29 protein-coding genes are annotated in these 25361 nt (G+C 70.1%); 18 read left to right on the forward strand and 11 right to left on the reverse strand.

Annotated elements, in window-relative coordinates:
• The first annotated feature begins 8 nt into the window (after positions 1-8).
• From E3T19_RS08650 to E3T19_RS08660, 3 genes are all read left to right on the forward strand, one after another.
• Positions 9-2546, forward strand: a complete 2538-nt coding sequence (locus tag E3T19_RS08650; protein ID WP_134408610.1) for an ATP-binding protein — start codon at positions 9-11, stop codon at positions 2544-2546.
• Positions 2543-3244 (forward strand): response regulator, encoded by a 702-nt coding sequence (locus tag E3T19_RS08655; protein ID WP_103460188.1) that lies wholly within the window; start codon positions 2543-2545, stop codon positions 3242-3244. The genes E3T19_RS08650 and E3T19_RS08655 overlap by 4 nt, the downstream gene beginning before the upstream one ends.
• A 99-nt stretch (positions 3245-3343) precedes the next feature.
• Complete coding sequence (locus E3T19_RS08660) at positions 3344-4636, forward strand: EAL domain-containing protein (protein ID WP_166788838.1); 1293 nt, start codon at positions 3344-3346, stop codon at positions 4634-4636.
• On the opposite strand, the gene pepE is transcribed toward E3T19_RS08660, so the two are convergent.
• Complete coding sequence (gene pepE / locus E3T19_RS08665; protein WP_134408612.1) at positions 4575-5342, reverse strand: dipeptidase PepE; 768 nt, start codon at positions 5340-5342, stop codon at positions 4575-4577. The two genes, E3T19_RS08660 and pepE, sit on opposite strands and share 62 nt — an antisense overlap.
• A 159-nt stretch (positions 5343-5501) precedes the next feature.
• Between pepE and E3T19_RS08670 the strand changes: the two genes are divergently transcribed.
• The 3 genes from E3T19_RS08670 to E3T19_RS08680 all read left to right on the forward strand — a co-directional run bounded on the left by E3T19_RS08670 (position 5502) and on the right by E3T19_RS08680 (position 8256).
• The gene (locus E3T19_RS08670; protein ID WP_166788839.1) at positions 5502-6392 is read left to right on the forward strand and encodes a D-hexose-6-phosphate mutarotase; all 891 of its coding nucleotides are present in this window, start codon (positions 5502-5504) and stop codon (positions 6390-6392) included.
• A 325-nt stretch (positions 6393-6717) separates the two neighbouring features.
• The gene (locus E3T19_RS08675) at positions 6718-7851 is read left to right on the forward strand and encodes an SDR family oxidoreductase (RefSeq protein WP_134408614.1); all 1134 of its coding nucleotides are present in this window, start codon (positions 6718-6720) and stop codon (positions 7849-7851) included.
• Between the two features lie 39 nt (positions 7852-7890).
• Positions 7891-8256 (forward strand): SdpI family protein, encoded by a 366-nt coding sequence (locus E3T19_RS08680; RefSeq protein ID WP_134408615.1) that lies wholly within the window; start codon positions 7891-7893, stop codon positions 8254-8256.
• 4 nt (positions 8257-8260) lie between these two features.
• On the opposite strand, the gene E3T19_RS08685 is transcribed toward E3T19_RS08680, so the two are convergent.
• Entirely contained in the window at positions 8261-8557 is a 297-nt protein-coding gene (locus E3T19_RS08685; protein ID WP_134408616.1) for a helix-turn-helix domain-containing protein, read from the reverse strand.
• 63 nt (positions 8558-8620) lie between these two features.
• On the opposite strand from E3T19_RS08685, the gene map reads away from it, so the two are divergent.
• Together map and nhaA are read left to right on the forward strand one after the other, a co-directional pair.
• On the forward strand, positions 8621-9421 hold the full coding sequence (gene map, locus E3T19_RS08690; protein WP_088457718.1) for a type I methionyl aminopeptidase: 801 nt from the start codon (positions 8621-8623) through the stop codon (positions 9419-9421).
• 91 nt (positions 9422-9512) lie between these two features.
• The gene (gene nhaA / locus E3T19_RS08695) at positions 9513-10880 is read left to right on the forward strand and encodes a Na+/H+ antiporter NhaA (RefSeq protein WP_103460181.1); all 1368 of its coding nucleotides are present in this window, start codon (positions 9513-9515) and stop codon (positions 10878-10880) included.
• Positions 10881-10905: 25 nt separating this feature from the next.
• Here the strand turns inward: nhaA and E3T19_RS08700 are convergent, their stop codons facing one another.
• The 3 genes from E3T19_RS08700 to E3T19_RS08710 all read right to left on the reverse strand — a co-directional run bounded on the left by E3T19_RS08700 (position 10906) and on the right by E3T19_RS08710 (position 13378).
• Positions 10906-11256: a VOC family protein gene (locus E3T19_RS08700; RefSeq protein WP_134408617.1), complete on the reverse strand. Its 351-nt coding sequence runs from the start codon at positions 11254-11256 to the stop codon at positions 10906-10908.
• Positions 11257-11345: 89 nt separating this feature from the next.
• A complete protein-coding gene (locus tag E3T19_RS08705; RefSeq protein ID WP_134408618.1) occupies positions 11346-12644 on the reverse strand; it encodes an ABC transporter permease in 1299 nt (432 codons plus the stop codon).
• Entirely contained in the window at positions 12641-13378 is a 738-nt protein-coding gene (locus E3T19_RS08710; protein ID WP_103460180.1) for an ABC transporter ATP-binding protein, read from the reverse strand. The genes E3T19_RS08705 and E3T19_RS08710 overlap by 4 nt, the downstream gene beginning before the upstream one ends.
• Before the next feature lie 320 nt (positions 13379-13698).
• Here E3T19_RS08710 and E3T19_RS08715 point away from each other — a divergent pair, with 320 nt between their 5' ends.
• Together E3T19_RS08715 and E3T19_RS08720 are read left to right on the forward strand one after the other, a co-directional pair.
• Positions 13699-15036, forward strand: coding sequence for a sensor histidine kinase (locus E3T19_RS08715; protein WP_166788840.1), 1338 nt, complete (start codon positions 13699-13701; stop codon positions 15034-15036).
• The gene (locus E3T19_RS08720) at positions 15033-15704 is read left to right on the forward strand and encodes a response regulator transcription factor (protein WP_088457724.1); all 672 of its coding nucleotides are present in this window, start codon (positions 15033-15035) and stop codon (positions 15702-15704) included. Before E3T19_RS08715 ends, E3T19_RS08720 begins: the two co-directional genes overlap by 4 nt.
• A gap of 21 nt (positions 15705-15725) precedes the next feature.
• Here E3T19_RS08720 and E3T19_RS08725 read toward each other — a convergent pair whose 3' ends face one another.
• Entirely contained in the window at positions 15726-16298 is a 573-nt protein-coding gene (locus E3T19_RS08725) for a YdeI family protein (protein WP_103460177.1), read from the reverse strand.
• Between the two features lie 139 nt (positions 16299-16437).
• Here E3T19_RS08725 and E3T19_RS08730 point away from each other — a divergent pair, with 139 nt between their 5' ends.
• Complete coding sequence (locus tag E3T19_RS08730) at positions 16438-16860, forward strand: hypothetical protein (protein ID WP_088458171.1); 423 nt, start codon at positions 16438-16440, stop codon at positions 16858-16860.
• Between the two features lie 62 nt (positions 16861-16922).
• Here the strand turns inward: E3T19_RS08730 and E3T19_RS08735 are convergent, their stop codons facing one another.
• Complete coding sequence (locus E3T19_RS08735) at positions 16923-17270, reverse strand: hypothetical protein (RefSeq protein ID WP_134408620.1); 348 nt, start codon at positions 17268-17270, stop codon at positions 16923-16925.
• Between the two features lie 90 nt (positions 17271-17360).
• Positions 17361-18353 carry a bile acid:sodium symporter gene (locus E3T19_RS08740; RefSeq protein ID WP_134408621.1) on the reverse strand — a complete coding sequence of 331 codons (993 nt, stop codon included), beginning with the start codon at positions 18351-18353 and terminating at the stop codon, positions 17361-17363.
• Positions 18354-18449: 96 nt separating this feature from the next.
• Here E3T19_RS08740 and E3T19_RS18965 point away from each other — a divergent pair, with 96 nt between their 5' ends.
• Positions 18450-18608, forward strand: coding sequence for a hypothetical protein (locus tag E3T19_RS18965; protein WP_165788003.1), 159 nt, complete (start codon positions 18450-18452; stop codon positions 18606-18608).
• Positions 18609-18709: 101 nt separating this feature from the next.
• Positions 18710-20131 (forward strand): GH1 family beta-glucosidase, encoded by a 1422-nt coding sequence (locus E3T19_RS08745; RefSeq protein WP_134408622.1) that lies wholly within the window; start codon positions 18710-18712, stop codon positions 20129-20131.
• Here E3T19_RS08745 and E3T19_RS08750 read toward each other — a convergent pair.
• Positions 20128-20733 (reverse strand): Asp23/Gls24 family envelope stress response protein, encoded by a 606-nt coding sequence (locus E3T19_RS08750; protein ID WP_166788841.1) that lies wholly within the window; start codon positions 20731-20733, stop codon positions 20128-20130. The two genes, E3T19_RS08745 and E3T19_RS08750, sit on opposite strands and share 4 nt — an antisense overlap.
• Positions 20730-21284, reverse strand: a complete 555-nt coding sequence (locus E3T19_RS08755; RefSeq protein ID WP_088457730.1) for an RNA polymerase sigma factor — start codon at positions 21282-21284, stop codon at positions 20730-20732. The genes E3T19_RS08750 and E3T19_RS08755 overlap by 4 nt, the downstream gene beginning before the upstream one ends.
• A 227-nt stretch (positions 21285-21511) precedes the next feature.
• Here E3T19_RS08755 and E3T19_RS08760 point away from each other — a divergent pair, with 227 nt between their 5' ends.
• From E3T19_RS08760 to E3T19_RS08775, 4 genes are read left to right on the forward strand one after another with little or no spacing between them, the layout of a single operon-like run.
• Complete coding sequence (locus E3T19_RS08760; protein ID WP_134408624.1) at positions 21512-21943, forward strand: Asp23/Gls24 family envelope stress response protein; 432 nt, start codon at positions 21512-21514, stop codon at positions 21941-21943.
• On the forward strand, positions 21940-22296 hold the full coding sequence (locus E3T19_RS08765) for a hypothetical protein (RefSeq protein WP_088457732.1): 357 nt from the start codon (positions 21940-21942) through the stop codon (positions 22294-22296). The genes E3T19_RS08760 and E3T19_RS08765 overlap by 4 nt, the downstream gene beginning before the upstream one ends.
• A gap of 41 nt (positions 22297-22337) precedes the next feature.
• Positions 22338-22790 (forward strand): hypothetical protein, encoded by a 453-nt coding sequence (locus tag E3T19_RS08770; protein WP_134408625.1) that lies wholly within the window; start codon positions 22338-22340, stop codon positions 22788-22790.
• Between the two features lie 58 nt (positions 22791-22848).
• On the forward strand, positions 22849-23022 hold the full coding sequence (locus E3T19_RS08775) for a CsbD family protein (RefSeq protein WP_088457734.1): 174 nt from the start codon (positions 22849-22851) through the stop codon (positions 23020-23022).
• A gap of 11 nt (positions 23023-23033) precedes the next feature.
• Here E3T19_RS08775 and E3T19_RS08780 read toward each other — a convergent pair whose 3' ends face one another.
• Positions 23034-24398, reverse strand: coding sequence for a serine hydrolase (locus E3T19_RS08780; RefSeq protein WP_134408626.1), 1365 nt, complete (start codon positions 24396-24398; stop codon positions 23034-23036).
• A gap of 244 nt (positions 24399-24642) precedes the next feature.
• Between E3T19_RS08780 and E3T19_RS08785 the strand changes: the two genes are divergently transcribed.
• Positions 24643-25353 (forward strand): DUF4232 domain-containing protein, encoded by a 711-nt coding sequence (locus E3T19_RS08785; protein ID WP_134408627.1) that lies wholly within the window; start codon positions 24643-24645, stop codon positions 25351-25353.
• Positions 25354-25361: the final 8 nt, after the last annotated feature.

A 25361-nucleotide genomic window follows, 5' to 3' on the forward strand; every position in this document is an offset into this window, starting at 1 on the left:
GGTAACCCATGAAACGCGGTCGATTGCGCGTGCTGCTCGGCGCCGCCCCCGGCGTCGGCAAGACCTACAGCATGCTCGAAGAAGGCCGCCGACTGCAGGGCGAGGGCGGGGACGTGGTCGTGGCGATCGTGGAAACCCACGGCCGCGCGGCCACCGCGCTCCTGGCTGAGGGACTCGAGGTGGTGCCGCGGATGCTCGTGCAGCACCGCGGCATCCAGCTGAGCGAACTCGACCTGGCGGCCGTGCTCGCCCGCCGGCCCGAGATCGCCCTGGTCGACGAGCTCGCGCACACCAACGCGCCCGGCTCGGTCAACCCCAAACGTTACCTGGACGTGGAGGCGATGCTGGCGGCGGGCATCGACGTGATCTCGACCGTCAACATCCAGCACATCGAATCGCTCAACGACGTGGTGCAGCAGATCACCGGGGTGCCGCAGCGCGAAACCCTGCCGGATGCGGTGCTGCGCGCCGCCGACCAGGTGGAGGTCGTCGACCTGGCCCCGCAGGCGCTGCGCGACAGGCTCGCCGAGGGCAATGTGTACCCGGCGGCCCGCATCGACGCGGCCCTGTCGAACTATTTCCGGCTCGGCAACCTCACCGCCCTGCGTGAGCTGGCGCTGCTCTGGCTGGCCGACGAGGTCGACACCGCCCTGCAGAGCTACCGGGCAGAGCACGGTATCTCGACCAAGTGGGAGGCCCGCGAACGCGTGGTCGTTGCGCTCACCGGGGGGCCGGAGGGCGACACCCTCATCCGCCGAGGCGCCCGCATCGCGGCCCGCTCGGCCGGCGGTGAGCTCGTCGCCGCGCACGTGATCAGCCAGGACGGCCTGGCCGCGGCGCATCCGGGCGCGCTCGCGACACAGCGGGCGCTGGTGGAGGAGCTCGGCGGCAGTTACCACCAGGTCGTCGGCGACGACATCCCCCGGGCGCTGGTGGAGTTCGCCCGCGCCGCCAATGCCACCCAGCTCGTGATCGGCGTGAGCCGGCGCAACCGGCTCACCGCGGCGCTGTCCGGGCCGGGCATCGGCAGCACCATCACCCGCGAATCGGGCGATATCGACGTGCACATCGTCACCCACTCCGCGGCCGGCGGGAAGTTCGTGCTGCCCAGGCTCGGCGGGTCGCTCACCGTGCGGCGGCGCCTGGCCGGCTTCGCCCTGGCCCTGATCGGCGGGCCGCTGCTGACCTGGCTGCTGGTCAGTTTCCGCAGCGAGGAGTCGATCACCAGCGACGTGCTCAGCTACCAGCTGCTCGTGGTGGTCGTCGCGCTTGTCGGCGGGCTCTGGCCGGCCCTGTTCGCGGCCCTGCTGTCCGGCCTCACCCTGGACTACTTCCTGGTGCAACCGCTGTACACGGTCACCGTGGCCGAACCGCTGCACCTCTTCGCCCTCTCGCTGTACCTCGTCAACGCCCTGCTGGTGAGTTACGTCGTCGACCAGGCGGCCCGGCGCACCCGTACGGCCCGACGGGCGGCGGCCGAATCCGAGCTGCTGGCCACCGTGGCCGGCAGTGTGCTGCGCGGGGAGGACGCCCTGCAGGCGTTGGTCACCCGCACCCGGGAGGCGTTCGGCCTCGACAGAGTGCGGCTGCTCGCCGGCGGCGCGGTGCTGGTCGAGGCGAGCGCGGCGGATGCGGCGGCGCCGGGCGCTTCGGACGTTCCGGCACCCCCGGCCACGATGGTGCCCATCGGCAGCCGGGCCACCCTGGAGCTATCCGGACCCGACCTCGCCGCATCCGAACGCCGGCTGCTCAGCGTGATCGCGAGCCAGATCGATGCAGCCCTCGAGCACCGCGATCTCGCCCAGACGGCCAGCGAACTCGGCCCGCTCGAAGAGGCCGACCGGATGCGCAGCGCCCTGCTCGCCGCCGTCGGTCACGACTTGCGCCGGCCCCTCGCCGCCGCGACCACGGCCATCAGCGGGCTCAGGGCCACCGACATCACCCTCACCGACAGCGACCGCACCGAGCTTCTCGCCACGGCCGGCGAAAGCCTGGACACCCTCGCCTCGCTGGTGACCAACCTGCTCGACGTGAGCCGGTTGCAGGCCGGGGCGCTGGCCGTGTCGCTGGGGCCCGTCGACCTCGCCGACGTGGTGCTGCCGGCCCTCGACGAGCTCGGCCTCGGGCCGGACACCGTGCAGCTGGACCTGCCGGTCGAGACCGCTCCGGTGCTCGCAGACCCCGGCCTGCTGCAACGCGCGGTGGTGAACCTGCTCACCAATGCCATCCGCTTCTCGCCGGCCGGCACACCCGCCAGGGTGTCGGCCAGCCGGTTCGCCGACACCGTGCAGTTGCGCATCATGGACCAGGGACCCGGCATCCCGGCCGACCGGCGGGGCGACGTGTTCGTGCCGTTCCAGCGGCTCGGTGACACCGACAACGCCACCGGTCTGGGTCTCGGCCTGGCCCTGTCCAAGGGATTCGTCGAGGGCATGGGCGGCACCCTCGAAGCCGATGACACCCCTGGCGGCGGACTCACCATGGTGATCACCCTGCCGACCGTCACGTCCACCGCAGTCTCGGCCAGCAACGAGGTCAGCCCATGAAGATCCTGATCGCCGACGATGACCCGCAGATCCTGCGGGCCCTGCGCATCACTCTCGGCGCCCGCGGTTACGAGATCGTCACCGCACACGACGGTCGTACCGCGCTGGCCGCGATCGTGGAGCAGCACCCCGATCTGGTGATGCTCGACCTCGGCATGCCCAACCTCGACGGGCTCGCTGTGATCGACTCTGTCCGCGCCTGGAACAGCGTGCCGATCCTGGTGGTGAGCGGCCGCAGCGGTGCCTCCGACAAAGTGGAGGCCCTGGACCGGGGCGCCGACGACTACGTCACCAAGCCGTTCTCGATCGACGAGCTGCTGGCGCGCATCCGGGCCCTCACTCGCCGGATGCCCACCAGCGGCGACGAACCGGTGGTCACCTTCGGTGACATCACGGTGGACCTGCCGGCCAAGACCATCACGAGAGCCACGGCCGCCGGGCCGGAACACGTGCGGCTGACCCCCACCGAGTGGCAGATCCTCGAGCTGCTGCTGCGCACACCGGGCAAACTGGTGAGCCGGCAGGCGCTCTACGCCGAGGTCTGGGGCCAACACAAGATGACCGACACCGGCTATCTGCGGCTCTACCTCGCCCAGCTGCGGAAGAAGCTCGAGCCCGACCCGTCCCGGCCCCGCTACCTGCTCACCGAGGCCGGTATGGGCTACCGTTTCGCGCCCGACGCGCCGCCACCCGCCTGAGCCGAGCGGATGCCGGCGGCGGCGATCTGCGGGTCAGGGCGGGCTCAGCGCGTCGGTAGACTGCCAGAACGATGCGCCCCGGCGCTGATGGGGGGCGCTGTGGGCACGACGACGAGCGAGCGCGAGTCCGACGCCCTGTTCAGCGAGATTCTCGCTGACAGGCTGATCAGCAGCAGGTTCCAACCCATTGTCGAGCTCGACTCCGGCACCGTCGTCGCATATGAGGCCCTCAGCCGGGGTCCGGTCGACACCGTGTTCCACAATCCGGTCGCGCTCTTCGACCGCGCCCACGAGCTGGGCCGGGTCGGCGATCTCGACCTGGCCTGCTGGCTGTCAAGCGTGCACACCGCCACCGAACAGGGCTTCACCACTCCGCACACGCTCTTCGTCAATGTGGAGCCGGGATCGCTGCGCCGTGCCGACCTCACCACTGCACCGCATCCGCCGGCGCCCGCTGTGCTCGAGGTCACCGAACGCGCACTGATGAACGACCCGGCCGGACTGTTCTACGCCATCGACCGGGCCCGGGCGATGGGTTACCGCATCGCCGTGGACGACCTCGGCGCCGATCCGGCCTCGCTCGCCCTGCTGCCGCTGCTGGCGCCCGACCTGATCAAGCTCGACATGGCGCTCATCCGTGAGCGCCCCGACCAGGACGCCGCCCGGGTGATGAGCGCCGTCGCCGCGCACGCCGAACGCACCGGGGCCGTGGTGCTTGCCGAGGGCATCGAGACCGAGGAACACCGGGTGACCGCTCGCGCGCTCGGAGCCACCTACGGGCAGGGCTGGCTCTTCGGCCGCCCGGTGGCCGAGGTCCCGAACGCCGCCGCACTCGCCGGGATCAGCTTCCCCGGTGACCCCTCGGCGTCGCTGCCGACCAGCGGCACCCCGTACAGTGTGGTGGCTCCGCTGCGCACCTCCCGGTCGTCCAACCGGGCGTTGCTGGTGCAGATGAGTATCTTCCTGGAATCGCGGGCACTGGCCAGCGGCGACTCGGCCGTGGTGCTCTCGACGTTCCAGCACCACCCCAACCTCACCCCCGCCACCCGGCGACGCTACGAGACACTCGCCGGGACGGCCGGCTTGGTGGCGGTCTACGTCGCCGGGGATGCCGGCCTCGACGGGGCCAACGGCATCCGCGTGGCCCAGATCGACCCGACCGACCCGTTGCTCGACGAGTGGGACATCGTGGTGCTCACCGCGGATTTCGCCGCCGTCCTGGCCGCCCGCGAGGTCGATCCCGACAACCACGGCGAGGGCGCGTACGAGTTCGTGCTGACCCACGACCGTGACCTCGCCACCGCCGCCGCCCTCACCCTGATCAGCCGGCTCAGCTCACCGCCGTCGCCAGCGGGCGGTCGTACCGGGGGCGCCGCACCAACAGTGGGCTGACGTCTCCAGCGACGTTGTGCGGCGCGCGTCCTCGTTCGAACACGATGCCCGGCTCGGTGGAGAGCAGGCCGGCCGGGCCGCCGCCGACCACGGCGAGGGCGCAGGCGAGGGTCGACGTGACACTGAGGTGGGTGCCCTCGCGCAGGCCCAGCACCGGCACGTCGTTCTCGTCGAGGAACTCGGTCAGGCGGGTTTCCCGGGAGTCTCCGGCGTGGGCCCCGACCAGGTCGGCGTCCACATAGTGCGGGTTGATCTGGAACGGCACCAGGCCGAGCGCCTCGAACGACTCCGGCTGCACGATGGGCATGTCGTTGGTGGTGCGGATGCTGGGCGCGGTGATGGTGGCGCCGGCGCTGGAGCCCAGGTAGGGCAGACCGTTCTGCACCCGCGCGCGGATGACCGGTATCAGTCCGAGTCGCTGCAGGGCGGCGAGCAAGCGGAAGGTGTTGCCGCAGCCGACGAAGAGCGCCTGCGCTGACGCGACAGCGGCGACAGGGTCGGCGGCCTCGTGCAGGCTGCGCACCCCGATGCCGTGCGGCTCGAATGCGGCCCGCACAGTCGCCGTGTACGCATCGTGGTCACCGCCGGCGAAGGGCACGAAGGTGATCTCGGTCACCCCGTTCAGGAAGGCGAGGATCTCGGGCAGCGCGTGCTCGAGGTAACCGTGGCCGGGGCTGGTGCAGTTGGCAAGGAGGAGCAGTTGCATGGGATCCTTCCGATCGGGATGATTCTCCGGCGCGCCCGTTGTGAGACCCGATACGGCCCATTCCGTCGCTCGAAAGGTGATCCTACCTTCCTCCGCAAGGGGCCCAAAGAGGTCCAGGTTCCTAGGATGGGATCACGCCCATCGACCACGGAGGTCATCATGTCTGCCATCGACTCGCAACTACCCGAACTGCCGTCATCCGTCGAACTGGGGATGGGTCAGGGCGGCCTCGCCGTGGCCCGCGTGTTCGCTCGCGCCGGCTCCGCCGAGATCTACCTCCGCGGCGCACATGTGAGCGCCTGGGCGCCCACCGGCGGCAGCCCGGTGATCTGGATGAGCGAGCAGAGCGAATACGCGCCGGGGGTACCGCTCCGCGGCGGGGTACCGATCTGCTTCCCCTGGTTCGGCGCGCACCCCACGGATGCCACAGCCCCGTCGCACGGGTTCGCCCGCCTGGCCGACTGGCGGCTCGCCGAGGCGCGCGAAGCCGGCGATGACGTGGTGCTGGTCTTTGTGCTCACCGACACGGAGGCTACCCGGGCGTCGGCCTGGCCACACCGGTTCGAGGCGCGTTACACGGTCACCGTCGGTGCCCAGCTGGCGCTCTCGCTGCAGGTCACCAACCTCGACACGGCGCAGCTGAGCTACGAGGAGGCCCTGCACACCTACCTCGCCGTCGCCGACATCCGCCAGACCGAGGTGTCGGGTCTGGAGGGCGCCCCGTTCACCGACCGCCTCACCGGCCCGCGCCCCGCCGAGAGCGAGCCGGTGCGCTTCGATGCCGAAACCGACCGGATCTACCTGGACAGCACGGCCGCCACGACAGTGACGGATACCGCAACCGGCCGGCAGATCACCATCACGAAGCAGGGCTCGGCGAGCACCGTCGTGTGGAACCCGTGGATCGACAAGGCCGCCGCGATGGCCGACTTCGGCGACAACGAGTACACCGGCATGGTGTGCGTGGAGACCTGCAACATCCGCGACAACGCGATCACCCTGGCGCCGGGTGCCGGCCACGAGATGAGCGTGCGGTACTCGGTGGCCTGAGCCGGGCGGCGGATGCGGCGCGGCTCGGCCCGGCTCGGCTCGGCCCGGCCCGGCCCGCCTGCAGTATGCGGGGTAGGCGCCGTTATGCGGGTGGCGCGCCGCCCGCATAACGGCGCGTGGCCCGCACAACGAGGAACATCACGCCGCGGCAGGCGCCGCGTGGCGCCCCGGCCGACGTCGCACACGGTAGGCGCGCTCCCCCTCTCCGGCAAAGTGCCGGCCGGAGCTGACCCGTCCGCCGCACCGCACCACACCACACCGCACGGCACGGCACGGCACGGCACCGCACGGAATTCCCCGACCGGTCGGGACGTTGCCTCCTGTGATGCCTATTTCCAGCGAAGCCCTGCCCGTTCCAGATCCCGACACCACCGGCCCCACCGGCACCCCGAGCCAGCCCGGTCGCACCGCCCTCGTCGCGGGCGCAAGCGGCATCGCCGGATCGGCGCTGGTGGACCTGCTCACAGCCGAGGGCTGGAGCGTCATCGCCCTCTCCCGCACCCCCGTCGCCGCGCGGCCCGGCGTGATCCCGGTCAGCGCCGACCTCCGCAGTGTCGACTCGCTGCGCACCGCCCTGGCCCCACACTTGCCCACCCACGTGTTCTTCACCGCGTGGCTCCGACAGGACACCGAGGCGGAGAACATCGTCGTCAACTCCGCCATGGTGCGCGACCTGCTCAGCGCCCTGGCTGACGCCCCGGTGCAGCACGTGGCCCTGATGACCGGGCTCAAGCAGTACCTCGGCCCGTTCGAGGCCTATGGCCAGGGCGAGGTTCCCGACACCCCGTTCCACGAAGACGAACCGCGCCTGTCGGTGGAGAACTTCTACTACGCGCAGGAGGACGAGCTCTGGGCCGCCGCCCGGGCGCGCGGCTTCACCTGGTCGGTGCACCGCGCCCACACCGTGATCGGCCACGCCGTCGGCAACGCCATGAACATGGGCTCCACGCTGGCCGTCTACGCCGCCATCTGCAAGGAACTGGATCGCCCGTTCATCTTCCCGGGGTCCGAGACCCAGTGGAACGGCGTCACCGACATGACCGACGCCGGCCTGCTCGCCGACCAGATGGTCTGGGCCGCCACCACCCCGGCCGCCGCGGACACCGCCTTCAACATCGTCAACGGCGACACCTTCCGCTGGCGCTGGCTCTGGCCGCGCCTGGCCGCTCACTTCGGCGTCGTGCCGGAGGGCTTCGCCGGCGCCCCGCGGCCGCTCGAGACGCAGATGACGGATGCCCAGCCGGTCTGGGACCGCATCGTGGCCGGCCACGGCCTCGTCGAGTCCGACCTGACCCGGCTGGCGTCCTGGTGGCACACCGACGCCGACCTCGGTCGCACCATGGAGGTGTTCGCCGACATGGGCCGCAGCCGGGCGGCCGGCTTCACCGGTTACCGCAACACCGAGCAGGCGTTCCTGGACCTGTTCGCCAGGTACCGCGCCGAGCGTCTCATTCCCTAGGCGGAGCCGCCGGAGCGAGCCGGCCGATAGTCTCCAGGCATGATTGTTTCGGGAATCGTCCTCATGCTCGGCGGCATCCTGGTGGCGGCGGTCAGCGAGGCCGCCGCTCGCGGGCGACTCGGGGTCAACTCGGTGGCGGGCATCCGCACGCGCGCCCTGATGATGTCCGAGGCGGCCTGGATCGCCGGCCACCGGGCCGCCCGGATCCCGGTGGGCCTGGCCGGACTGGTCATGTTCCTCACCGGCGCCGCCGTCCTCGCGCTGCGTCCGGACGAGGACACGACCGGACCCCTCGTGCTCGCGGCCGCGGCCGTGGCGGTGGTCCTCGTCCTGATCGGTGCGGCCGTGGCAACCCCGGCCGCGCACCGCGCGTTTGAGCTCGTCGACGAGGACGAGCAGCACTAGCGGCTCAGGACGCCAATCGCTCGGAGGCGCCGGCGCCGACTCTGTCAGCGGCACGTCCGGGCTCGCTGATCTCCGCCCACACCGCATCCAGCGAGAGCCCGAGGACCTCGGCGATCGCCGCGATGGTCGGGAACGCCGGAGTCGCGATTCGGCCGGACTCGATCTTCCGAAGGGTCTCCGGCGAGACGCCGGCAGACAGCGCGGTGTGCAGCATCGAAAGCTCCCCCCTGGCCGAACGCAGGAGGGCGCCGAGGCGCGCTCCACGGTCGAGCTCTGCGGGTGTGAGCGGCAATCTGACCATGACACCGATTCTACCGGGATAATATGGCCGGTATAGTTATTGGTCTACCGTGAAAGGTGCCGCATGATCGAGATCCTGACCCCCACCGAACTGACCCGAGCGCGAGAGTCGGGCGCCCTGGTCGCCGACATCCTGCACACGCTCAAGCGCCGCAGCACGGTGGGGACCAACCTCCTGGACCTCGACAGGTGGGCGCAGGCCATGATCGTCGAGGCCGGCGCATCGTCCTGTTACGTCGACTACGCGCCATCCTTCGGCCGCGGGCCGTTCGGCCACTACATCTGCACGTCAGTCAACGACGCGGTGCTGCACGGGCTGCCCCACGACTACGCCCTGGCCGACGGGGACCTGCTCACTCTCGACCTCGCCGTGTCCACCAACGGGATCGCCGCGGACTCGGCCATCAGCTTTCTCGTGGGCGACTCGAAGCCCACGGAGAGCGTCACGATGATCGACGCGACCGAACGAGCCCTGGCCGCCGGGATCGCCGCCGCCGCGCCAGGAGCGCAGATCGGGGATATCTCCGCCGCCATCGGCTCCGTCCTCAGCGCGGCGGGCTACCCGATCAACCTGGAATTCGGCGGTCACGGCATCGGATCGACCATGCACCAGGACCCGCACGTGTCGAACGATGGGCGACCCGGCCGCGGCTACCGACTGCGCCCCGGCCTGCTGCTGGCCCTGGAACCGTGGGTCATGGTGGACACGGCTGCGCTGATCACCGACGCCGACGGCTGGACCCTGCGCAGCGCGACGGGCTGCCGCACGGCACACAGCGAGCATACGATCGCGATCACCGAGGACGGCGCCGAGATCCTCACCCTGCCGACACGGACGAACTCGAGAGGCCCCGCGTTTACATGAGGTGATCAGGAGACTTCGGTAAACTACCCTGAGGTGAGCTGGGAAGTCTGGTCAGCATTCGCATGACCGACCCCAAACCCTCTGGAGTGCCTTGCCACACGACACCCCCATTCCTTCCGCCCCGCAGACGGTTCCCTCGCGCGGCAGCTACCGCGAGAAGCTCCGCATCGGCGCGATCCTGCGCAAGGAGACCGTCGGCGGTTTCCTGCTGGTCTTCGCGGCCGCCGTCGCGTTGATCTGGGCCAACTCGCCCGCCGCAGACAGCTACTTCGCCCTGCGCGATTTCCGCATCGGCTATGAGCCGTGGCACCTGGAGCTGAGCCTGGGCGCCTGGGCGGCCGACGGGCTGCTGGCGATCTTCTTCTTCCTGGTGGGCCTGGAGCTCAAGAAGGAGTTCGTGGCCGGTGACCTGCGCTCCCCGTCCCGGGCGATCGTGCCCGTCGCCGCCGCGATGGGCGGCGTGGCCGTGCCCGCGCTGTTCTATGCCGGCGTCAACCTGGTCAGCCCGGAGACCCTGCAGGGCTGGGCTATCCCCACGGCCACCGACATCGCCTTCGCGGTGGCGGTCCTGGCCATCGTGGGCTCGCACCTGCCCAGCGCCCTGCGCATCTTCCTGCTCACCCTGGCCGTGGTCGACGACCTGCTGGCCATCTCGATCATCGCCGTGTTCTACTCCGACGACGTGCAGGTCGGCCCGCTGCTGCTCGCCCTGATCCCGCTGGCCCTGTACACCTTCCTGGCACAGAAGTACCGGCGCTTCTTCGCCGATCGGGCCTGGGCGGCCTGGTTGATCCTGCTGCCGTTGGGCTTCGCCACCTGGGCACTCGTCCACGCCGGTGGCATCCACGCCACCGTGGCCGGTGTGCTGCTCGGCTTCGCCGTGCCGGTCATCCACCGCCGCACCCGCCCGGGCGTGGCCGCCGAGGAGGGGCCCGGCCTGTCGGAGACCTTCGAACACCGGTTCCGCCCGCTCTCGGCCGGTTTCGCCGTGCCGGTTTTCGCGTTCTTCTCCGCCGGCGTCACCGTGGGCGGCTGGGACGGCCTGGTGGGCGCCCTCACCGACCCCGTCGCGATCGGCATCATCGTGGGCCTCGTGCTCGGCAAGCCCGTGGGCATCGTGGGCACCACCTGGCTGATGACCAGGCTCACCCCGGTGAAGCTCGATCCGGCGCTCCGCTGGATCGACCTGATCGGCGTGGCGGTTCTGGCGGGCATCGGCTTCACGGTGTCGCTGCTCATCGCCGACCTGAGCTTCGGTGCCGGCTCTCTCACCAACGACCACGCCAAGGTAGGTATCCTCGTGGCGTCGATCACCGCCGCCCTGCTCGCCTCGGTGATCCTGCGCGCCCGCAATCGCCTCTACCGCCGCATCGAACAGGCCGACGCGGTGGATGCCGACGGTGACGGCATCCCGGATGCCTACCAGCAGGGCGAACCCGACCGCACCCCGGCCGACTGACGCCGACGGGCCGGCGCCGGCCGGGTCAGGCGTTCAGGGAGTACATGCTGCGCGCGTTGCCGTCCGGATCGGTGAAGTCGAAGTAGTCCACGGCCCCCGGCACGTGCTCGAGAGTGCCGAGAATCACGCCCAGCCCGGTGAGGCGTTCGTACTCGGCGGAGGCGTCTGGCACGCCCAGCCGCAGGGTGACCTGGGCGCCCGTGCGCTTCGGCGGCTCCTCGCTGAGTTGCAGGTCGATGGGACCGACCACAAATTCGATCACCCCTGGGGCCGGTTCCACCGAGGGAGTGGACACCTCGAACACCCGCCGGTACCAACGCTCGGCGGCCGGCAGATCGCGAACGGGCAGGCCTACGGTTACGCTCGTCACCTTCATACCGGCCATCTCAGCGCGTGGCCGGCGCGCGCGCAAGGGCCCGCACCCGCGTGAGCGGATGCGGGCCCCGAGCGCTGCCGGCTACGCGGCTACTCGTAGCGGAGCGACTCGATGGGGTCCTGACGAGCGGCACGGAGCGCCGGGATGGTGCCGGCCAGGAACGCCAGGCCCATGACCACCAGGACGATCGTGGCGAGCGCCGCCGGGTCGAACGCCACCAGAGTGAGCCCGGGCAGGTCGGCCAGCAGGGTGTCGGCCAGCAGCGCGTTGGCGCCGGTGCCGGCCAGCATGCCCACGGCGACACCGAGCGCGCTGCCCATCAGGCCGATGAACACGGCCTCCAGGCTGAACAGGCCGAAGATCTTGCCGCCGCCCAGGCCCATGGCCTTCATCAGGCCGATCTCCCGGGTGCGCTCCTGCACGCTCATCAGCAGCGTGTTGACGATGCCGAAGCCGGCGGCCAGCAGGGCGATCACGGCGAAGGCGTTGAGCACCAGCACGATGCCGTCGATGACGGCCTTGAAGGAGCCGATCTGGTCTTCCACCGTGGTGCCGGTGTAGCCCAGGTCGGTCAGGTCGGCCTTGAGCGTGGCCAGGTCGGCCTCGCTACCGGTCGGATCGAACCGGACGACGGCCTGCGCGTAGCTGTCCTTACTGGTCTCGGACAGGCCAACACTCTGGGCGTCGTAGAGCGCCTCGGTGAGCACCTCGTTGGCCGTGAACGCCGTCGAGCCCGTCAGGCCTTCCTCTGAGACGCCGACGATGGTGGCGGTCAGCTCGGACTGGGTTCCCGCGACGTCGGTGATGGCCAGGGTGAGCGTGGCGCCCAGGGCGTCGGCGTCATCCGCGAAGCCCAGGGGCGCGACGAACGAGACCGGGATGGCGACCTGGTAGTCGCTGCTTTCCGCGTCGGGTTCTGCGCCCGCGGCGAGGTCCAGCGCCATGCCGGGGATGAAGCTCCCCACGTTGGCCTCGTAGGCGGTGCCGTCGGCCACCTGGACGAAGTCGGGCCTCACGCTCAGCTGCGGCTGGACGGAGAGGACGCCGTCAACGGCGCCGATCGTGTCGAGGTCGTCGGAGGTGAGCGCGATCAGGCTGGATCCCGGAGCGCCGGGTGGCGAGTTCGGGGAATCGATGGCGACCGCGGAGGGATCGTACTCGACCGGACCATCCGTGCTGTCTTCGGCCGCCTTGGTGACCGTGATGACGTCGTCGGCGCCGATCGAGGCGACAGTGGTGTCGATGTACTGGTTGATTCCCGTGCCGACCCCGCTGGTGAGAGTGAGGGTGAACGCGCCGATGAAGATCGAGAGCACCGTGAGGGTGGTGCGGGTCTTGCTGCGCAGGCTGTTCCTGACGGCCGAGCGGATCAGGTCGAAGGCGTTCATGCGCGCACCTCCCCGGTGCTCGTGGCCGAGGCCGGGGTGGCGGGCACCGCGTGCAGGCTATCGACGATGAGGCCGTCGCGGATGTACACCCGACGGTCGCAACGCGCCGCGAGGTCTTCGTCGTGGGTCACGATGATCAGGGTGATGCCGTTGTCCTTCTGCAGCGAGAACAGGATGTCCTCCACGACCTTGCCGGTGGCGGAGTCGAGGTTGCCGGTGGGTTCGTCGGCGAAGATCACGCTGGGATTGTTCACCAGCGCCCGGGCGATCACCACCCGCTGCTTCTGGCCGCCGGAGAGGTCGGTGGCCTTGTTCTTGGCCTTGTCGGCCAGTTCCAGCTGCTCCAGGGCCGCCATCCCGCGGCGTTTGCGTTCGGCGCCGCCGATGCCGGCGATCTGCAGCGGCAGTGTCACGTTGTCGAGCACGCTGGTGTTGGGGGTGAGGAAGAACTGCTGGAACACAAAACCGAAGGTCTCGTTGCGGGTCTGGTTGACGACCTTGCCGCTCAGCGCGCTGGCATCGCGGCCGCTGAGCTCGACAGCACCGGAGCTGGGGTTGTCGAGCAGCGCCAGCAGGTGCATCAGGGTGGACTTGCCCGACCCGCTCTTACCGACGATGGCGATGGACTCGCCCTGGTGGATGTCGAGCGAGACCCCCTTGAGGGCGTCGAACCGGGTGGCGCCGCGGCCATACGACTTGTGTATGTCGCGGGCGGCGAGAATGGGCACGGTCATGGCTGGGCTCTCCTGTGGATGCGGCGGGTGCCGCTGTGTTGTGCGGGCTGCGCGTCGGCGGGCAGCGGGGGTTGGCGTGCCGTTCAACCGGCCACTTCGCGACCGGCCCAACGACACGACTCCAGTCTCCCGGACGTGTCCAGGCCCCGGCGTCCTCCGGCCGTAGGAACCTGCCGGTACCGCCGCTGACACGGTTTCTGCCGGTGCCGGCCCCGGCGTACCACCAACGCAGTACGCCGGGCACCCGCGCCAGCGGGCTGCCTCCGCCCGGATCGATTGACAGAATGGGTCTGACCCGATCCGCGGGCGGGAGGAACAGTATGCCGAGCCAGCGCACGCGTGCATCCGAGACCGGCCCCGGCCTGCCGCTCCCCCGCCGCGGCAGTGCCGATCCGGCCCCTGGCACCTTTTCGCCGTTGTCGCGGCTGCCGTTCTGGCTGCGCGACCTGCTCGCGGTTCTGCTCGTACTCGGCCCCGGTTTCGCGGGCACCGACTTCAGCGGCACCGTGTTCTCGAGCCCCGCCGCCGCTGTGCTGGTGGCTGCCTCGGCCGGGTCGATGTTGTTGCGCCGGCGAGCACCGCTGGTCGGCGCCTCCGTGGCCGTGGTGGCCTGCGTGCTCGGCCTGGCGGTGGATGGGCCGATCGTGTCGTATCTGCTGGCCGTTCTGGTCGGGGTGTTCTCCGTGGCCGCGCGGATGCCCCGGCGCACCTCGCTGCTCTTCTCCGGCTGCACCGTGGTGCTCCTGGCCGCCGCCACCCTCGCCTTCCTCGACTCGTCCTGGCACGACGCCCGCGCGATGCTGCAGCTGGCGGCGTTCGTGGGGTTCGCCACCGCCGCCGGCGATGCAAACCGGTCGCACGCCGCCTATATCCGGGGCATCACCGAGCGGGCCCGCCGTGCCGAGGAGACCAAGGAGTCCGAGGCCCTGCGCCGGGTGGCGGAGGAGCGCCTGCGCATCGCCCGCGACCTGCACGACCTGCTCGCGCACCAGATCGCGGTGATCAACCTGCACTCCAGCGTCGCCTCCCAGGCGCTGCCCGACCGGCCGGACGACGCCGAGACGTCGCTGGCCACCATCCGTGCGGCCGCGCGCACCGTACTCGGCGAGATCGGCAGCCTGCTCAACGTGCTGCGCGCCACGGATGCCGGCGGCACCGGCCTGGCGTCGGCTCCCGTCGCCGGGCTCGCCGACCTGGAACCGCTGTTGATCGACTTCGAACGCAGCGGGCTGCGCGTGGAGCACCGGCTGGCCGGCACCCCGAGACCGCTCCCCGGCGCCGTCGACATGGTGGCGTTCCGGGTGGTGCAGGAGGCGCTGACGAATGCGCACAAACACGGCGCCGACCACACCGCGTTGCTGCACCTGGACTACCGGCCGGCGGGCCTGGAGATCACGGTGACCAATACCGTGGCCGCGCAACCCCGCGTCGGATCGGCGGCGGCGGACACCGCGGCCGGCGCCGGGCACGGTCTGCTCGGCGCCAGGGAACGAGTGGGGTCGGTGGCCGGCCGGCTCACCGCCACCAGGGGCCCCGGCCCGGTCTTCAGGTTCACCGCCTGGCTGCCCACCGATCCCGCCGACACCATGACACCGGCCGGCGCCGACGCACCTGTTCCGAGAGAACCCGCAGACCCCCGACCGAATGGTTCCTCATGATCTCCGTGGTTCTCGCCGACGACCAGTCCCTGATCCGCACAGCCGTGGCCGAGCTCGTGTCGCACGAGCCCGGCTTCAGCGTGGCCGGGCAGGCCGGCAACGGGCGCGAAGCCGTGGATCTGGTGCGGGCGCTGCGCCCGGACATCGTGCTGATGGACATCCGGATGCCCGTGATGGACGGCATCCAGGCGACCGCGGCGATCTGCGCCGACCCAGAGCTGGCCGGCACCCGCATCATCGTGCTCACCACCTTCGAGGAAGACGAGTACGTGCTGCAGGCCCTGCGCGCGGGCGCCAGCGGATTCGTCGGCAAGGGAACCGAGGCGCCCGACCTAATGAACGCCATCCGCACGGTGCACGGCGGCGACGCCCTGCTCTCGCCGCGCGCCACGAAGGCCCTGATCGACAGGTACACGGCGCCCGTCGAGCCGGCCGCGCTCTCGGTTCCGCCGGCACTGGCACTGCTCACCGAGCGGGAGCGGGAGATCCTGCTGCTCGTGGGCCGCGGCCACGCCAACAGCGCGATCGCCGAGGAGCTGGTGATCTCCCCGCACACCGCCAAGACCCACGTGAACCGCATGATGACCAAGCTCGGCGCGCACGACCGTGCCCAGCTGGTGATCGTCGCCTACGAGTCGGGCCTGCTCGTGCCCGGCGGGACGGCGTAGCCACCCGCGGGCAACTCGCCGTCAGCGGTAGTGCTGTTCGCCGCGGGCGGCCTTCTCGACCACGTCCCGGATACGTGCGGCCCGCACCGCGGGGGTTTTGATGTTGGCCAGCCGGAAGTAGATCCTGAACCGGTCCACCTTCGTCAGCGAGGCCAGGTACGCGGCCGCCGCCGGGTCGGCGTCCAGGGCCGCCTGCAGGTCCGGCGGGGCGACGGCATCCCGTTGCCGGTAGGCGGCGTCCCACCGGCCATCCGCCTGAGCCCGCTCGATCTCCGCGATCCCGGCCGGCCGCATCCGCCCCTCGTCGATGAGCCGCGCCACGTGCTCCCGGTTGATCTGCGACCACGGGCTGTTCTTGCGTCGCGGTGAGAAGCCGGTGAGAGTGTAGTCGTCATCGAGCCGGTTGGTCTGACCGTCGATCCAGCCGTAGCAGAGCGCCACGTCCAGGGCCTCCGACCAGGTCATTCCCGAAGCTTTCGAGTTCTTCTTACGCAGCTTCAGGCGCACGCCGCCGTCATCGGGCTCGCCGGCCAGGTAGGCCTCCCATTCCTGAACGGTGACGTCGAGGATGACTCGGTCCTGCATTCCCACCATGCGCTTATTTTACGGATGCTCGCGCAGTGCATTTCTCCTGACTTCGCGGCGCCCGCGGCGTAGCATCGGCCGTGGCGGGCACCGCTGACGGCATCGGGATGGGCCCGGGCCCGGTCTCCCGCGAAGGAATGGTGTGACGATGACGAACACGACCATGCAGATGATGGAAATGCACATGAAGGACATGCCCATGCAGGGGATGGACATGATGCTGATGCAGGAATGCATCGAGGCGTGCTCAGCCTGCGAGCAGGCCTGCACGATGTGCGCGGACTCGATGATGGGTGAGGGTATGGCGACGGGGCGAAGCCTGTGCGCCACCATGGCCGACCTGGCAGGCACCATGATGCGTGCGATGCTGCGCCCGAACGGGATGCACATGGAGGGCATGATGGCCATGCACACGGCCACCATGACGATGGCGACCGCCTGCGCCGAGGAGTGTATGAAGCACGCCGGCATGAGCGAGGACGCTCGGATGTGCGCCGAGGCGTGCCGTCAGTGCGCGATGGCCTGCCAGAAGATGATGGACGCCATGACCGGGATGATGCCCACGAGCTGACCCGTGGCCGAACCGACCGCTGCGAGTGGGCCGCTTGGAGGGTTGAGTGCCGGGAGGGCTGACTAGAGCCGCACGACGCTGACACGGCTGCGGCCGCTCGCGAGCACGTTGTAGACGGAGTGCAACGCCACCGGCGCTCCGGCGCTGAGGTGCGCCGTCAGGTCGGCGTGGTTCCAGACCCACACCGTGGCGGTGTCGCTGTCGGCGGCGGTGTCGCCGGGTCCGAACAGGGCGATCCCGATCCACCCGTCGGACGTCGCACGCAGCACGATGCCGTCGGCCCACTTGCTCGGGGTGGCCTCGGCGACCCTCACGTGGATGGGTTGGGTCGCGTGGCCGGCTCCGTGGTTGACGCAGCCATCGCCACCCGTGCTGTTGCACTGCAGGATGTGCAGCGGTTGCGTGATCATTGAGCCTCCTTCACGATCGGCGTTCGTTGCCTCGAGTGTAGGTTCGCGATTTTGGGCTGTCACGCCGGTGCCGTCACAGAACGACACAGACTACGAGCGGTCAGCACCCGACGGGGAACCCGGAACCAGTCGCGGCACCAACCCCACCAGGATCACCATGCCGACCAGCTCGACCAGAGTCTGCGTCACCACGGCCAGCGGCGCCAGGGCCAGGGAGGCCGGCAGGGCGAGGGCCAACGGCAGTACCACCAGCGAGTTGCGGGTGGCGCCGCTGAAGATCAGGGCGCGGGAGGCCGGCACGTCGAGGCCGGCGAGCCGGGCGGCGACCAGACCGACCCCGACCAGGATGACCAGGAAGGCGACGTAGAGCGGGACGAGGGTGAGCAACGCCGCGGCCTGGGCCCCCACTGCTGCCAGCTGCGACCCGACGACCACCGCGAGGGTGGCCATCATCAGCGGCTCCATGAGCGCCTGCAGGAGGGTCACGATGGCGCGGGCCGCCCCGGCCACCCGTCGCCTGCGGGCACCGAACTGCACCGCCGCCGCGGCGGCGAGGGGCAGCACGATCAGGGCCAGGAACGCCTCGACGAACGGGCCCACCTCGATCAGCGCCACCGCGGCAGGCCCGGCGAACAGCGTCAGGTAGACCGGCAACAGCACGATCTGCAGCAGCATCAGCAACGGCGTGGCGGCCAACAGCTTGTCGCGGGCCCCACCGGCCAGCCCGGTGAACACGATCACATAGTCCACGCACGGGGTGAGCAGCACCAGCAGCACCCCCAGGAGCAGGGCCCGGTCGGCGGCGACGAACCGGCTGAGGCCGAAGACCACCACGGGTACGATCACGAAGTTGACCGTGAGGACGGCACCCACAAAGCGGAGGTCCAGGAACGATCGCCCGACGCTCACGAGCGGCACACCCAGGAAGGTGGCGAACAGCAGCAGCCCGAGCAGCGGGGTGATGGCGACCGAGAGCATGGGGGCCGTGCCGGGGGCCAGCCAGCCGACCAGGGCGCCGAGCGCTATCGCGGCCAGGTACAGCGCCACCTGGCGGTGTTCCAGCCGCTGCACGATCCCCGCCATGCTCCCACCCTAGAGGCGGACGAGAGGTCGGGCGGATACGGCGACGCCGGGTCACCGGCCCGCCCAGGTGTCATCGTCGCTGCCTATAGTGGTGGGATGACTACCGACAACACGAAGAACCCGAAGATCCCCGACGGCTCCACGGAGGTCAGCAGCGAAGAGACCGAACGCACCGAGAAGCTCGCGGACGGATCGCAGAGCGACGACAGTTCCCCGACCGAGGACGACACAGCGTCCGGCGGTCCGGCAGACTGACCTGCCGCCTGACCTGCCGCGCCGTTCCCGGCGCCCCACAGCCGCAACCCGGCACGACCCACGTCATACGTTCCGCCAACAGAATCGGTAACACTCGCACCATGATCGACGGCTCCCCCGACTTCCGCGACAGCGGCCTGCAGTTCCCCGATTCCTTCGTCTTCGGTTCCGCGACGGCCTCGTATCAGATCGAGGGTGCCGTCGACGAAGACGGCCGCGGCCCCTCGATCTGGGACACCTTCTCGCACACTCCGGGCGCGGTGCAGAACGGCGACACCGGCGATGTGGCCGACGATCATTACCACCGGCTCGAAGCCGACCTGGACCTGATCATGAGCCTGGGCCTGGACGCATACAGGTTCTCGATCGCCTGGCCGCGCATCCAGCCGACCGGGCGCGGACCCGTGAACGCGGCCGGCCTTCACTTCTACGAACGACTCGTCGACGGACTCATCAAGCGCGGCGTGACCCCGGTGGTCACCCTGTACCACTGGGACCTGCCGCAGGCTCTGGAAGACGAGGGCGGCTGGACCAACCGCGACACCGCATACGCGTTCGCGGACTACGCGCGGCTCATCGGCGCGGCACTCGGCGACCGGGTGCCGGTGTGGACCACCCTCAACGAACCGTGGTGCTCCGCCTTCCTCGGCCACGGCTCCGGCGAGCACGCACCTGGCCGGCAGGACAACGCCGCCGCCCTGACCGCCGCGCACCACCTCAACCTGGCCCACGGGCTCGGTGTGAGTGCGCTGCGGGAGGTCGTGCCCGCGACCGCGCAGATCTCGGTCACCCACAATCTGCACGTGATCCGCGGGGACGCCGACTCGGTGCGGCGCATCGAGGCCGTGGGCAACCGGATCTTCACTGGTCCGATGCTGCACGGCGCCTATCCCGCCGACCTGATCGAGGACACCGCCGCCATCACCGACTGGGCGTTCGTGCGGCCCGGCGACGAGGAGCTCATCCACCAGCCGATCGACGTGCTGGGCATCAACTACTACAACACCACCCTGGTGGGGCCGGCCGCGGGAGCGGCCCACGCGGCAGACTCGGCGGCGGGAGCCGCCTCGCGCGCTTCGGCCTTCCCCGGCACCGACGACATTCCCCGGCTCGACCAGCCCGGCCCGTTCACCGAAATGGACTGGAACATCGAACCCAGCGGGCTTCTGCAACTCCTCGAGGCGATGCGGGACGAGTTCCCCGGCCTGCCGCTGATGGTCACCGAGAACGGGGCGGCGTTCGAGGATGTCGTCACGATCGACGACCAGGGCGTGGCAGCGGTGCACGACGACAACCGGGTGGACTACCTGCGTCGGCACTTCACGGCGGCGCATCGTGCCATCCAGAACGGCGTCGACCTGCGCGGCTACTTCGTCTGGTCGCTGATGGATAACTTCGAGTGGGCCTACGGGTTCTCGAAGCGATTCGGTATCGTTCGGGTGGACTACGAGACCCAGGAGCGCACCCTCAAGGACAGCGCCCTCTGGTACCGCACGCTGATCGAAACCCGCCGGCTCCCCTAGCCGTTCGGGGCCGAGCGGTCCTCGTCCTTCGGATTCCGGCGCAGGTGCACGTCGGTGATGGTGACGTTCACCGCGACGATGTTCAGCTCGGTGTGGTGCAGCAGGGACGTCGTGATGGCCTCCCGCAGCTGCTGCGCGGTCTGCGGCATCCGCTCGCCCCAGAACATGCTCGCCTCGACGTTCACCGTGACCGGGCTGCCGGGGGTCGCCACGTCGCCCTCCAGACGGCAGCGACCGATGAAGGTGCCGGCGACGGCGTCGCCGGCCGAACGGATCAGGCCCCTGACGGCGCCTTCGGTCAGGCTCAGGTCGGCCTTGGGTGAGGAGTGCGAGACCGGGATCGAGCGTCCCGCCCTGGCCTCCCGGTGGATGTTGCTGAGGATGCCGGTGACCCAGCTGTCGTCGCGTTCGGGCTCGGACGCGACGTCGTCGTCGAGGATGTTCTTGGCCATCGCCCGGAATCGGGTGAGCGCGTCGAAGGCGATCCGGTTTTCCGGCGCCTTGTTCAGGAAATCGTCCGTCGGGGACTCGCCGCGGTCCATGATTTCGCTGAGCTGCTCGAGGAGGTCTTTGTCGGCGTCGTCGTCGTGACGTGGTGTCATCGCCATTCCTCCATCTCCTGCATCAGCTTCTGCCTGGCCCTGGCCAGGAGACCGCGAACCGTCGACGGAGGCAAATCAAGTTCCTCGGCGATCTCGGCGTAACTGTGCCCGCCAATCTCCCGCAGCGTCCAACACTGCCGCTGCGCTTCGCTCAGAGTACCGAGTGCACGCGTGAGCCGCTCGCGCTGCGATGCCGCTTCGGCCCTCTGGTGGGGAGATTCCGACTCCGGTGCCGGCGCATCCCACTCACCCAGGGGCTGGTCCTGCTTACGCGCACGGATGCGGTCGATCGCCTTGCGGCTGGTGATTCTCATGAGCCAGGCCTTCGTGGCGGCGGGGTCCTGCAACTCGGGCAGACGTTCCCAGGCGGTGATGAAGGTCTCCTGAACCACATCGTCGGAATCGCTGTTGGAGCCCAGAATGCGAGTGGCATAGGCGCGCATCAGCGGCCCGTGGCGGCGGACGAGCACCTCGAAGGCGCGCAGGTCGCCATCCGCGGCACGGGCGGCGAGTATCGAGTCTGCGGCGTCGCCGAGGGGCGCACGCTCCATCGACCCCGTACCTGCCACCGGAGACCTCTCTCTACTCAAGACCAATCTCGCCGACGGATTTCGTGACGAACCGGCCGTGAGATGCGTCTGAACAGTATCAATGAGAATCGGCAAGAGAAAAATCGCCCACCGCACTCTTCGTGCAGCATAGTGACTATCTCACCATCCAGCTTTATTGTCACAGCAGTTCCGCGCCAGCGCGGTCGACGAGCACAGGAGCCCGCCTCATGACCAGCCTCACCCCCGATATCGGTTCGGTCCGCACCGATCTGCCCGCCGGCACATCGCGCGGCAGCACCGTCATCAACGATGCCGTTGTCGCCAAGATCGCCGGCCTCGCCGTCCGCGAGGTCACCGGTGTGCACGCCCTCGGCGGCGGCGCCGCTCGCGCCCTCGGTGCCATCCGCGATGCGATCGGCAGCACCGACCGCAGCCAGGGCGTGAGCGTCAAGGTCAACGGGCCGCACGTCGCCGTCGACCTGAGCATCGTGGCGGAGTACCCGCTGCCGCTGCAGCAGGTCGCCGACGATGCCCGGACCGCGATCATCGACGCCATCGAGACTCTCGTGGGCCTGGACGTCACCGAGGTCAACGTCACCATCAACGACGTGCACCTGCCTGACGAAGCCGACGAGACCGACGAGGTTTCGCAGCCATGAGCGGTTCGAGCGTGACCGTCACCCCGCACGGCGCAAACCGCATCACCGCGCGCGCGATGACCAGACTGGTCTCGGCCGTGGCCGCCGACGCCCTCGCCGTGCAGCCCAGCCAGGTCAAGGTCGACGTGGCCGACGCGGCCGGCCGCCTGGACCTCACCGTGCGCACCCCTCTCCGCCTGCTGCCGCTCGACCGGGGCGAGACGGATACGTCGGTCGACGATGCCCTCGACCGGACCGAACGCGCGCAGCACGACATCCGCGGCACCGTGGCCACCCTCACCGGGGCGGACATCGCCGGGGTGACCGTGCGCCTCACCGGCGCCGGCAGTCGACCGCCCACACCGGTGGACTGACCTCCCTCCCTCCGCACGACACCACAAAGGAACACCACGCCATGACCCGCACGATCCCCTCCTCGGCCCCCGGCACGCTCGCAGCGCGCCAGGCCGTTGCGGCACTGCAGCTGCGTCACCCGGCGGGCCGGGCCACCCGGTCCACGTACACTCAGCAGCCGCGCCGGGAGATCCCCTCGTCATGGTCGGTCGTTGCCATCGCGCTGGCTTCGGTCATCATCGCCGGATGCCTCTACTTCGGCGCCGAACTCGTCCTCGCGCTGCTCGACCGGCCCGCGCTGATCGCTGCCCCCGGCGATGTCCTGCGCTACCTGGGCCAGGTGAACCTGAGCACACCGGTCATGGTGATCCTGGTGGCGGGCGTTGGCACTGTGCTCGTGCTGGCGGCGCTGCTGCCCGAGCGTCAGGAACGACCCGAGGTTGAGGCCATCACCTACGACTCGTTGCGCCCGACCCTGCTGCCCACGGTCATGATCCGCCGCATGGACCTGTGACCGACCCAACAACCAAGCCGACCATCCCGAACCACCCCCAAGAGAAAGAGAGAACACGATGAGTGCATCAGACAAGGCCGAGAACACCGCCCAGGACCTCAAGGGCAAGGCCAAGGAAACCCTCGGAAAGGTCACCAACGACGACTCCAAGGTCGCGGAGGGCCGGTCAGACCAGGCCGGCGCCAACCTCAAGCAGGCCGGCGAGAACGTCAAGGACGCGTTCAAGAAGTAGGCTCCTACCGGTCACCCGACCGGCGCCGCCGGAATCCCGGTTGTGCCGGTCGGACAGACCGCGTTCACGCGCATCTGGGCCGTCGCTTCCTCCGCCGTCCAGGGCAGCTCAAGCCCCGCATCCGATTGCCCCTCCGATACGGGCATCTCCGCTGCGATCGCCGCCAGGCGCTGCGCCAGGGCCAGGGCTAACTCCGCACCCGCGCTGGAATCGTTGACCATCACCACCACGGTCAGGCCGCTCTCCGGGTCGGAGAGCGTCGCCGACAGGAAACCGGGGATCGCGCCGCCGCCGCCGCGCATCGGGCCCAGCTGCTCCGCCCCCAGCCCGTATCGCCGCCACTGGGGGGCGCCCTCTTCCCGCACGCTCCGCCACTGCTGTTCCGCTGCGTCTGGGGAGAGCAATCCTCCGGTGGCCAGCGCCTGCGACCAGGTCTTGAGATCAGCCAGGGTGGACACGGCCCCGCCGGCCACCCCGCTCATGGAGTTGGACAGCTGCGTGACATCGACCGGACGCGTGCAGTCCGGGGTGCCTTCGGTGTCGAGAGCGGCGGCCCATCCCCGCGGGTGGTCGCCGGGCAGGTCGAAGTCCTGCGGATTGGGATACGACGTGTCGCGCAGCCCCAACGGCTCGAACACGTACCGCCGGTAGAGTTCCGGCCAGCTGTCGCCCGTCGCCTCTTCCAGCGCCATCCCGAGAAGTTGCACGCCGGCGTCGGAAGGGTTCCACACCCGACCGGGCTGTCCGGTCCTGGTGGATCCGAGCCCGCCGGAGACGAGTTCGAGGGGCGGCCACTGTCGGGTGGGATTGTTGACGAACTGCGGCTCGAGGTTCGGCTGGCCGAGGCCGGCGGTGTGCTGGCACAGCTGACGCAGGGTGATGCCCTGCACCCCGGGCAGGCGGGTCAGGTATGACGACACGGGGTCGTCCAGGCCCACGCGCTTCTCATCCACGAGTCGGAGCAACACCGTGCAGGTCATCGCGCCCGTCAGGGTGCCGATGCGAAATCGCATGTCGGTGGTGAGCGCCCCGCCGCCGGCCGGACGGCCGGTGGTGGGGTCGATGCCGGAGCCCTCGGCACCCGGGCTCGCCAGCCACTGCCCCGCCCACGGCGCCCACACGCCGGCGATAGCGCCGGTCGCGCCGGCCAGGTCCATTCCCTCGACCAGTGCGGCGTCGAGCGAAGCGACGGTCTCGGTGGCCAGTGCGCCCGACGCCGTGTCCGGGCCGATGGGAAACAGTGCCGCCGCATCCACGCAACCCGGCAGGGGAAGCACCAGGGTCACCGTCAGGAGTGCCACCGCGGCCACCCCCGGCCGCCGCCGGCGCCGCCGGTGCCGCCGGTGCCGCCGGCCCAGCGCGTTCAGCCGGCTCATTCCACTCAGCCGGCTCAGTCCACTCAGCCGGCTCAGCCGGCTCACGGTGCCGGTTCGGCTCCGCGGAAGTCCTCCCCGCTGTCGTGCCTTCTGACCTGTCATGACGACCCGCTGCCCATCCCGTGCCCCCTGCATTCCACCCCCGCGGGGAATGCCGGAAGAGCCCATTGCCGGGAGTGTACCCAGGGCGCGCGCCCGTCGCGCCCGCGGCGCCGAGAAGCCCAGTCGGTGCAATACTGGGCGCATGATCCGCGTAGGGACGGGTCGCTCGCGCGGCTTCACGGCCCGACGACTCGGCACAGTGCTTCTCGTAACGGTCGGCGCCGCGGTGACGCTGACCGCCTGCGGAGTACCGCTGATCCCCACCCTTGACCCGACGGACACCCCCACCGCCCTCCCCTCCGCAGCCCCGGTGCCCACGCCCACGCCCACGCCCACGCCCACGCCGTCGAGCGTCCCCTCACCCGAGCCGACCGGCGGTCCCGGTTCGCCGGGGTCACCGGGTGAACCGGGTGCCCCATCCGCGTGCACCACCGACAGGCTGTCTTTCGCCCTGCAGGAACGCCCGGGCGACAGCGGCGCGGGCAGCTTCTTCTGGGACCTCTCCGTGACCAACTCCGGCGCCGTCGCCTGCACCGCCACTGGATATCCCCGCGTGCAGTTAGTGTCCGCAGACACCGGTCAGCCCATTGGTGCCGCTTCGGGCCTGGAACCGCGTACGGCGCCATCCGCCGTGCTGCTGCAGCCGGGCGATTCGGCGTTCAGCCTGCTGCACCTCACCCGGGCCGGAGTGTACGGCTGCCCACTCATCCCGGTCACCGAGCTCGCCGTGACGCCGCCAAACACCGACCAGAGCAGCCGGGTCGCCACCCCCAACCCCATCGACGGCTGCGCAGACCCCGCCATCCAGCTCGCGCGAACCGGCGCCTTCGCAGCGAGTCCGGTGGTCTTCTAGCCCGCGCT

This window comes from Cryobacterium sp. TMT4-31, from assembly GCF_004403385.1.
In the GTDB taxonomy this organism is placed as follows: domain Bacteria; phylum Actinomycetota; class Actinomycetes; order Actinomycetales; family Microbacteriaceae; genus Cryobacterium; species Cryobacterium zongtaii.

What these genes read in the sequence shown, in the direction of transcription:
- map (WP_088457718.1), top strand. Translation starts at nt 8,621, where the DNA reads ATGATCGAGATCCTGACCCCCACCGAACTGACCCGAGCGCGAGAGTCG.
- E3T19_RS08785 (WP_134408627.1), top strand. Translation starts at nt 24,643, where the DNA reads ATGATCCGCGTAGGGACGGGTCGCTCGCGCGGCTTCACGGCCCGACGA.
- E3T19_RS08710 (WP_103460180.1), bottom strand. Translation starts at nt 13,378, where the DNA reads ATGACCGTGCCCATTCTCGCCGCCCGCGACATACACAAGTCGTATGGC.
- E3T19_RS08670 (WP_166788839.1), top strand. Translation starts at nt 5,502, where the DNA reads ATGTCTGCCATCGACTCGCAACTACCCGAACTGCCGTCATCCGTCGAA.
- E3T19_RS08675 (WP_134408614.1), top strand. Translation starts at nt 6,718, where the DNA reads ATGCCTATTTCCAGCGAAGCCCTGCCCGTTCCAGATCCCGACACCACC.
- E3T19_RS08760 (WP_134408624.1), top strand. Translation starts at nt 21,512, where the DNA reads ATGACCAGCCTCACCCCCGATATCGGTTCGGTCCGCACCGATCTGCCC.
- E3T19_RS08650 (WP_134408610.1), top strand. Translation starts at nt 9, where the DNA reads ATGAAACGCGGTCGATTGCGCGTGCTGCTCGGCGCCGCCCCCGGCGTC.
- E3T19_RS08730 (WP_088458171.1), top strand. Translation starts at nt 16,438, where the DNA reads ATGACGAACACGACCATGCAGATGATGGAAATGCACATGAAGGACATG.
- E3T19_RS08720 (WP_088457724.1), top strand. Translation starts at nt 15,033, where the DNA reads ATGATCTCCGTGGTTCTCGCCGACGACCAGTCCCTGATCCGCACAGCC.
- E3T19_RS18965 (WP_165788003.1), top strand. Translation starts at nt 18,450, where the DNA reads ATGACTACCGACAACACGAAGAACCCGAAGATCCCCGACGGCTCCACG.
- E3T19_RS08765 (WP_088457732.1), top strand. Translation starts at nt 21,940, where the DNA reads ATGAGCGGTTCGAGCGTGACCGTCACCCCGCACGGCGCAAACCGCATC.
- E3T19_RS08750 (WP_166788841.1), bottom strand. Translation starts at nt 20,733, where the DNA reads ATGACACCACGTCACGACGACGACGCCGACAAAGACCTCCTCGAGCAG.
- E3T19_RS08745 (WP_134408622.1), top strand. Translation starts at nt 18,710, where the DNA reads ATGATCGACGGCTCCCCCGACTTCCGCGACAGCGGCCTGCAGTTCCCC.
- E3T19_RS08770 (WP_134408625.1), top strand. Translation starts at nt 22,338, where the DNA reads ATGACCCGCACGATCCCCTCCTCGGCCCCCGGCACGCTCGCAGCGCGC.
- E3T19_RS08740 (WP_134408621.1), bottom strand. Translation starts at nt 18,353, where the DNA reads ATGGCGGGGATCGTGCAGCGGCTGGAACACCGCCAGGTGGCGCTGTAC.
- E3T19_RS08705 (WP_134408618.1), bottom strand. Translation starts at nt 12,644, where the DNA reads ATGAACGCCTTCGACCTGATCCGCTCGGCCGTCAGGAACAGCCTGCGC.
- E3T19_RS08780 (WP_134408626.1), bottom strand. Translation starts at nt 24,398, where the DNA reads ATGAGCCGGCTGAACGCGCTGGGCCGGCGGCACCGGCGGCACCGGCGG.
- E3T19_RS08680 (WP_134408615.1), top strand. Translation starts at nt 7,891, where the DNA reads ATGATTGTTTCGGGAATCGTCCTCATGCTCGGCGGCATCCTGGTGGCG.
- E3T19_RS08775 (WP_088457734.1), top strand. Translation starts at nt 22,849, where the DNA reads ATGAGTGCATCAGACAAGGCCGAGAACACCGCCCAGGACCTCAAGGGC.
- E3T19_RS08685 (WP_134408616.1), bottom strand. Translation starts at nt 8,557, where the DNA reads ATGGTCAGATTGCCGCTCACACCCGCAGAGCTCGACCGTGGAGCGCGC.
- E3T19_RS08700 (WP_134408617.1), bottom strand. Translation starts at nt 11,256, where the DNA reads ATGAAGGTGACGAGCGTAACCGTAGGCCTGCCCGTTCGCGATCTGCCG.
- pepE (WP_134408612.1), bottom strand. Translation starts at nt 5,342, where the DNA reads ATGCAACTGCTCCTCCTTGCCAACTGCACCAGCCCCGGCCACGGTTAC.
- E3T19_RS08755 (WP_088457730.1), bottom strand. Translation starts at nt 21,284, where the DNA reads ATGGAGCGTGCGCCCCTCGGCGACGCCGCAGACTCGATACTCGCCGCC.
- E3T19_RS08655 (WP_103460188.1), top strand. Translation starts at nt 2,543, where the DNA reads ATGAAGATCCTGATCGCCGACGATGACCCGCAGATCCTGCGGGCCCTG.
- E3T19_RS08715 (WP_166788840.1), top strand. Translation starts at nt 13,699, where the DNA reads ATGCCGAGCCAGCGCACGCGTGCATCCGAGACCGGCCCCGGCCTGCCG.
- E3T19_RS08725 (WP_103460177.1), bottom strand. Translation starts at nt 16,298, where the DNA reads ATGGTGGGAATGCAGGACCGAGTCATCCTCGACGTCACCGTTCAGGAA.
- E3T19_RS08735 (WP_134408620.1), bottom strand. Translation starts at nt 17,270, where the DNA reads ATGATCACGCAACCGCTGCACATCCTGCAGTGCAACAGCACGGGTGGC.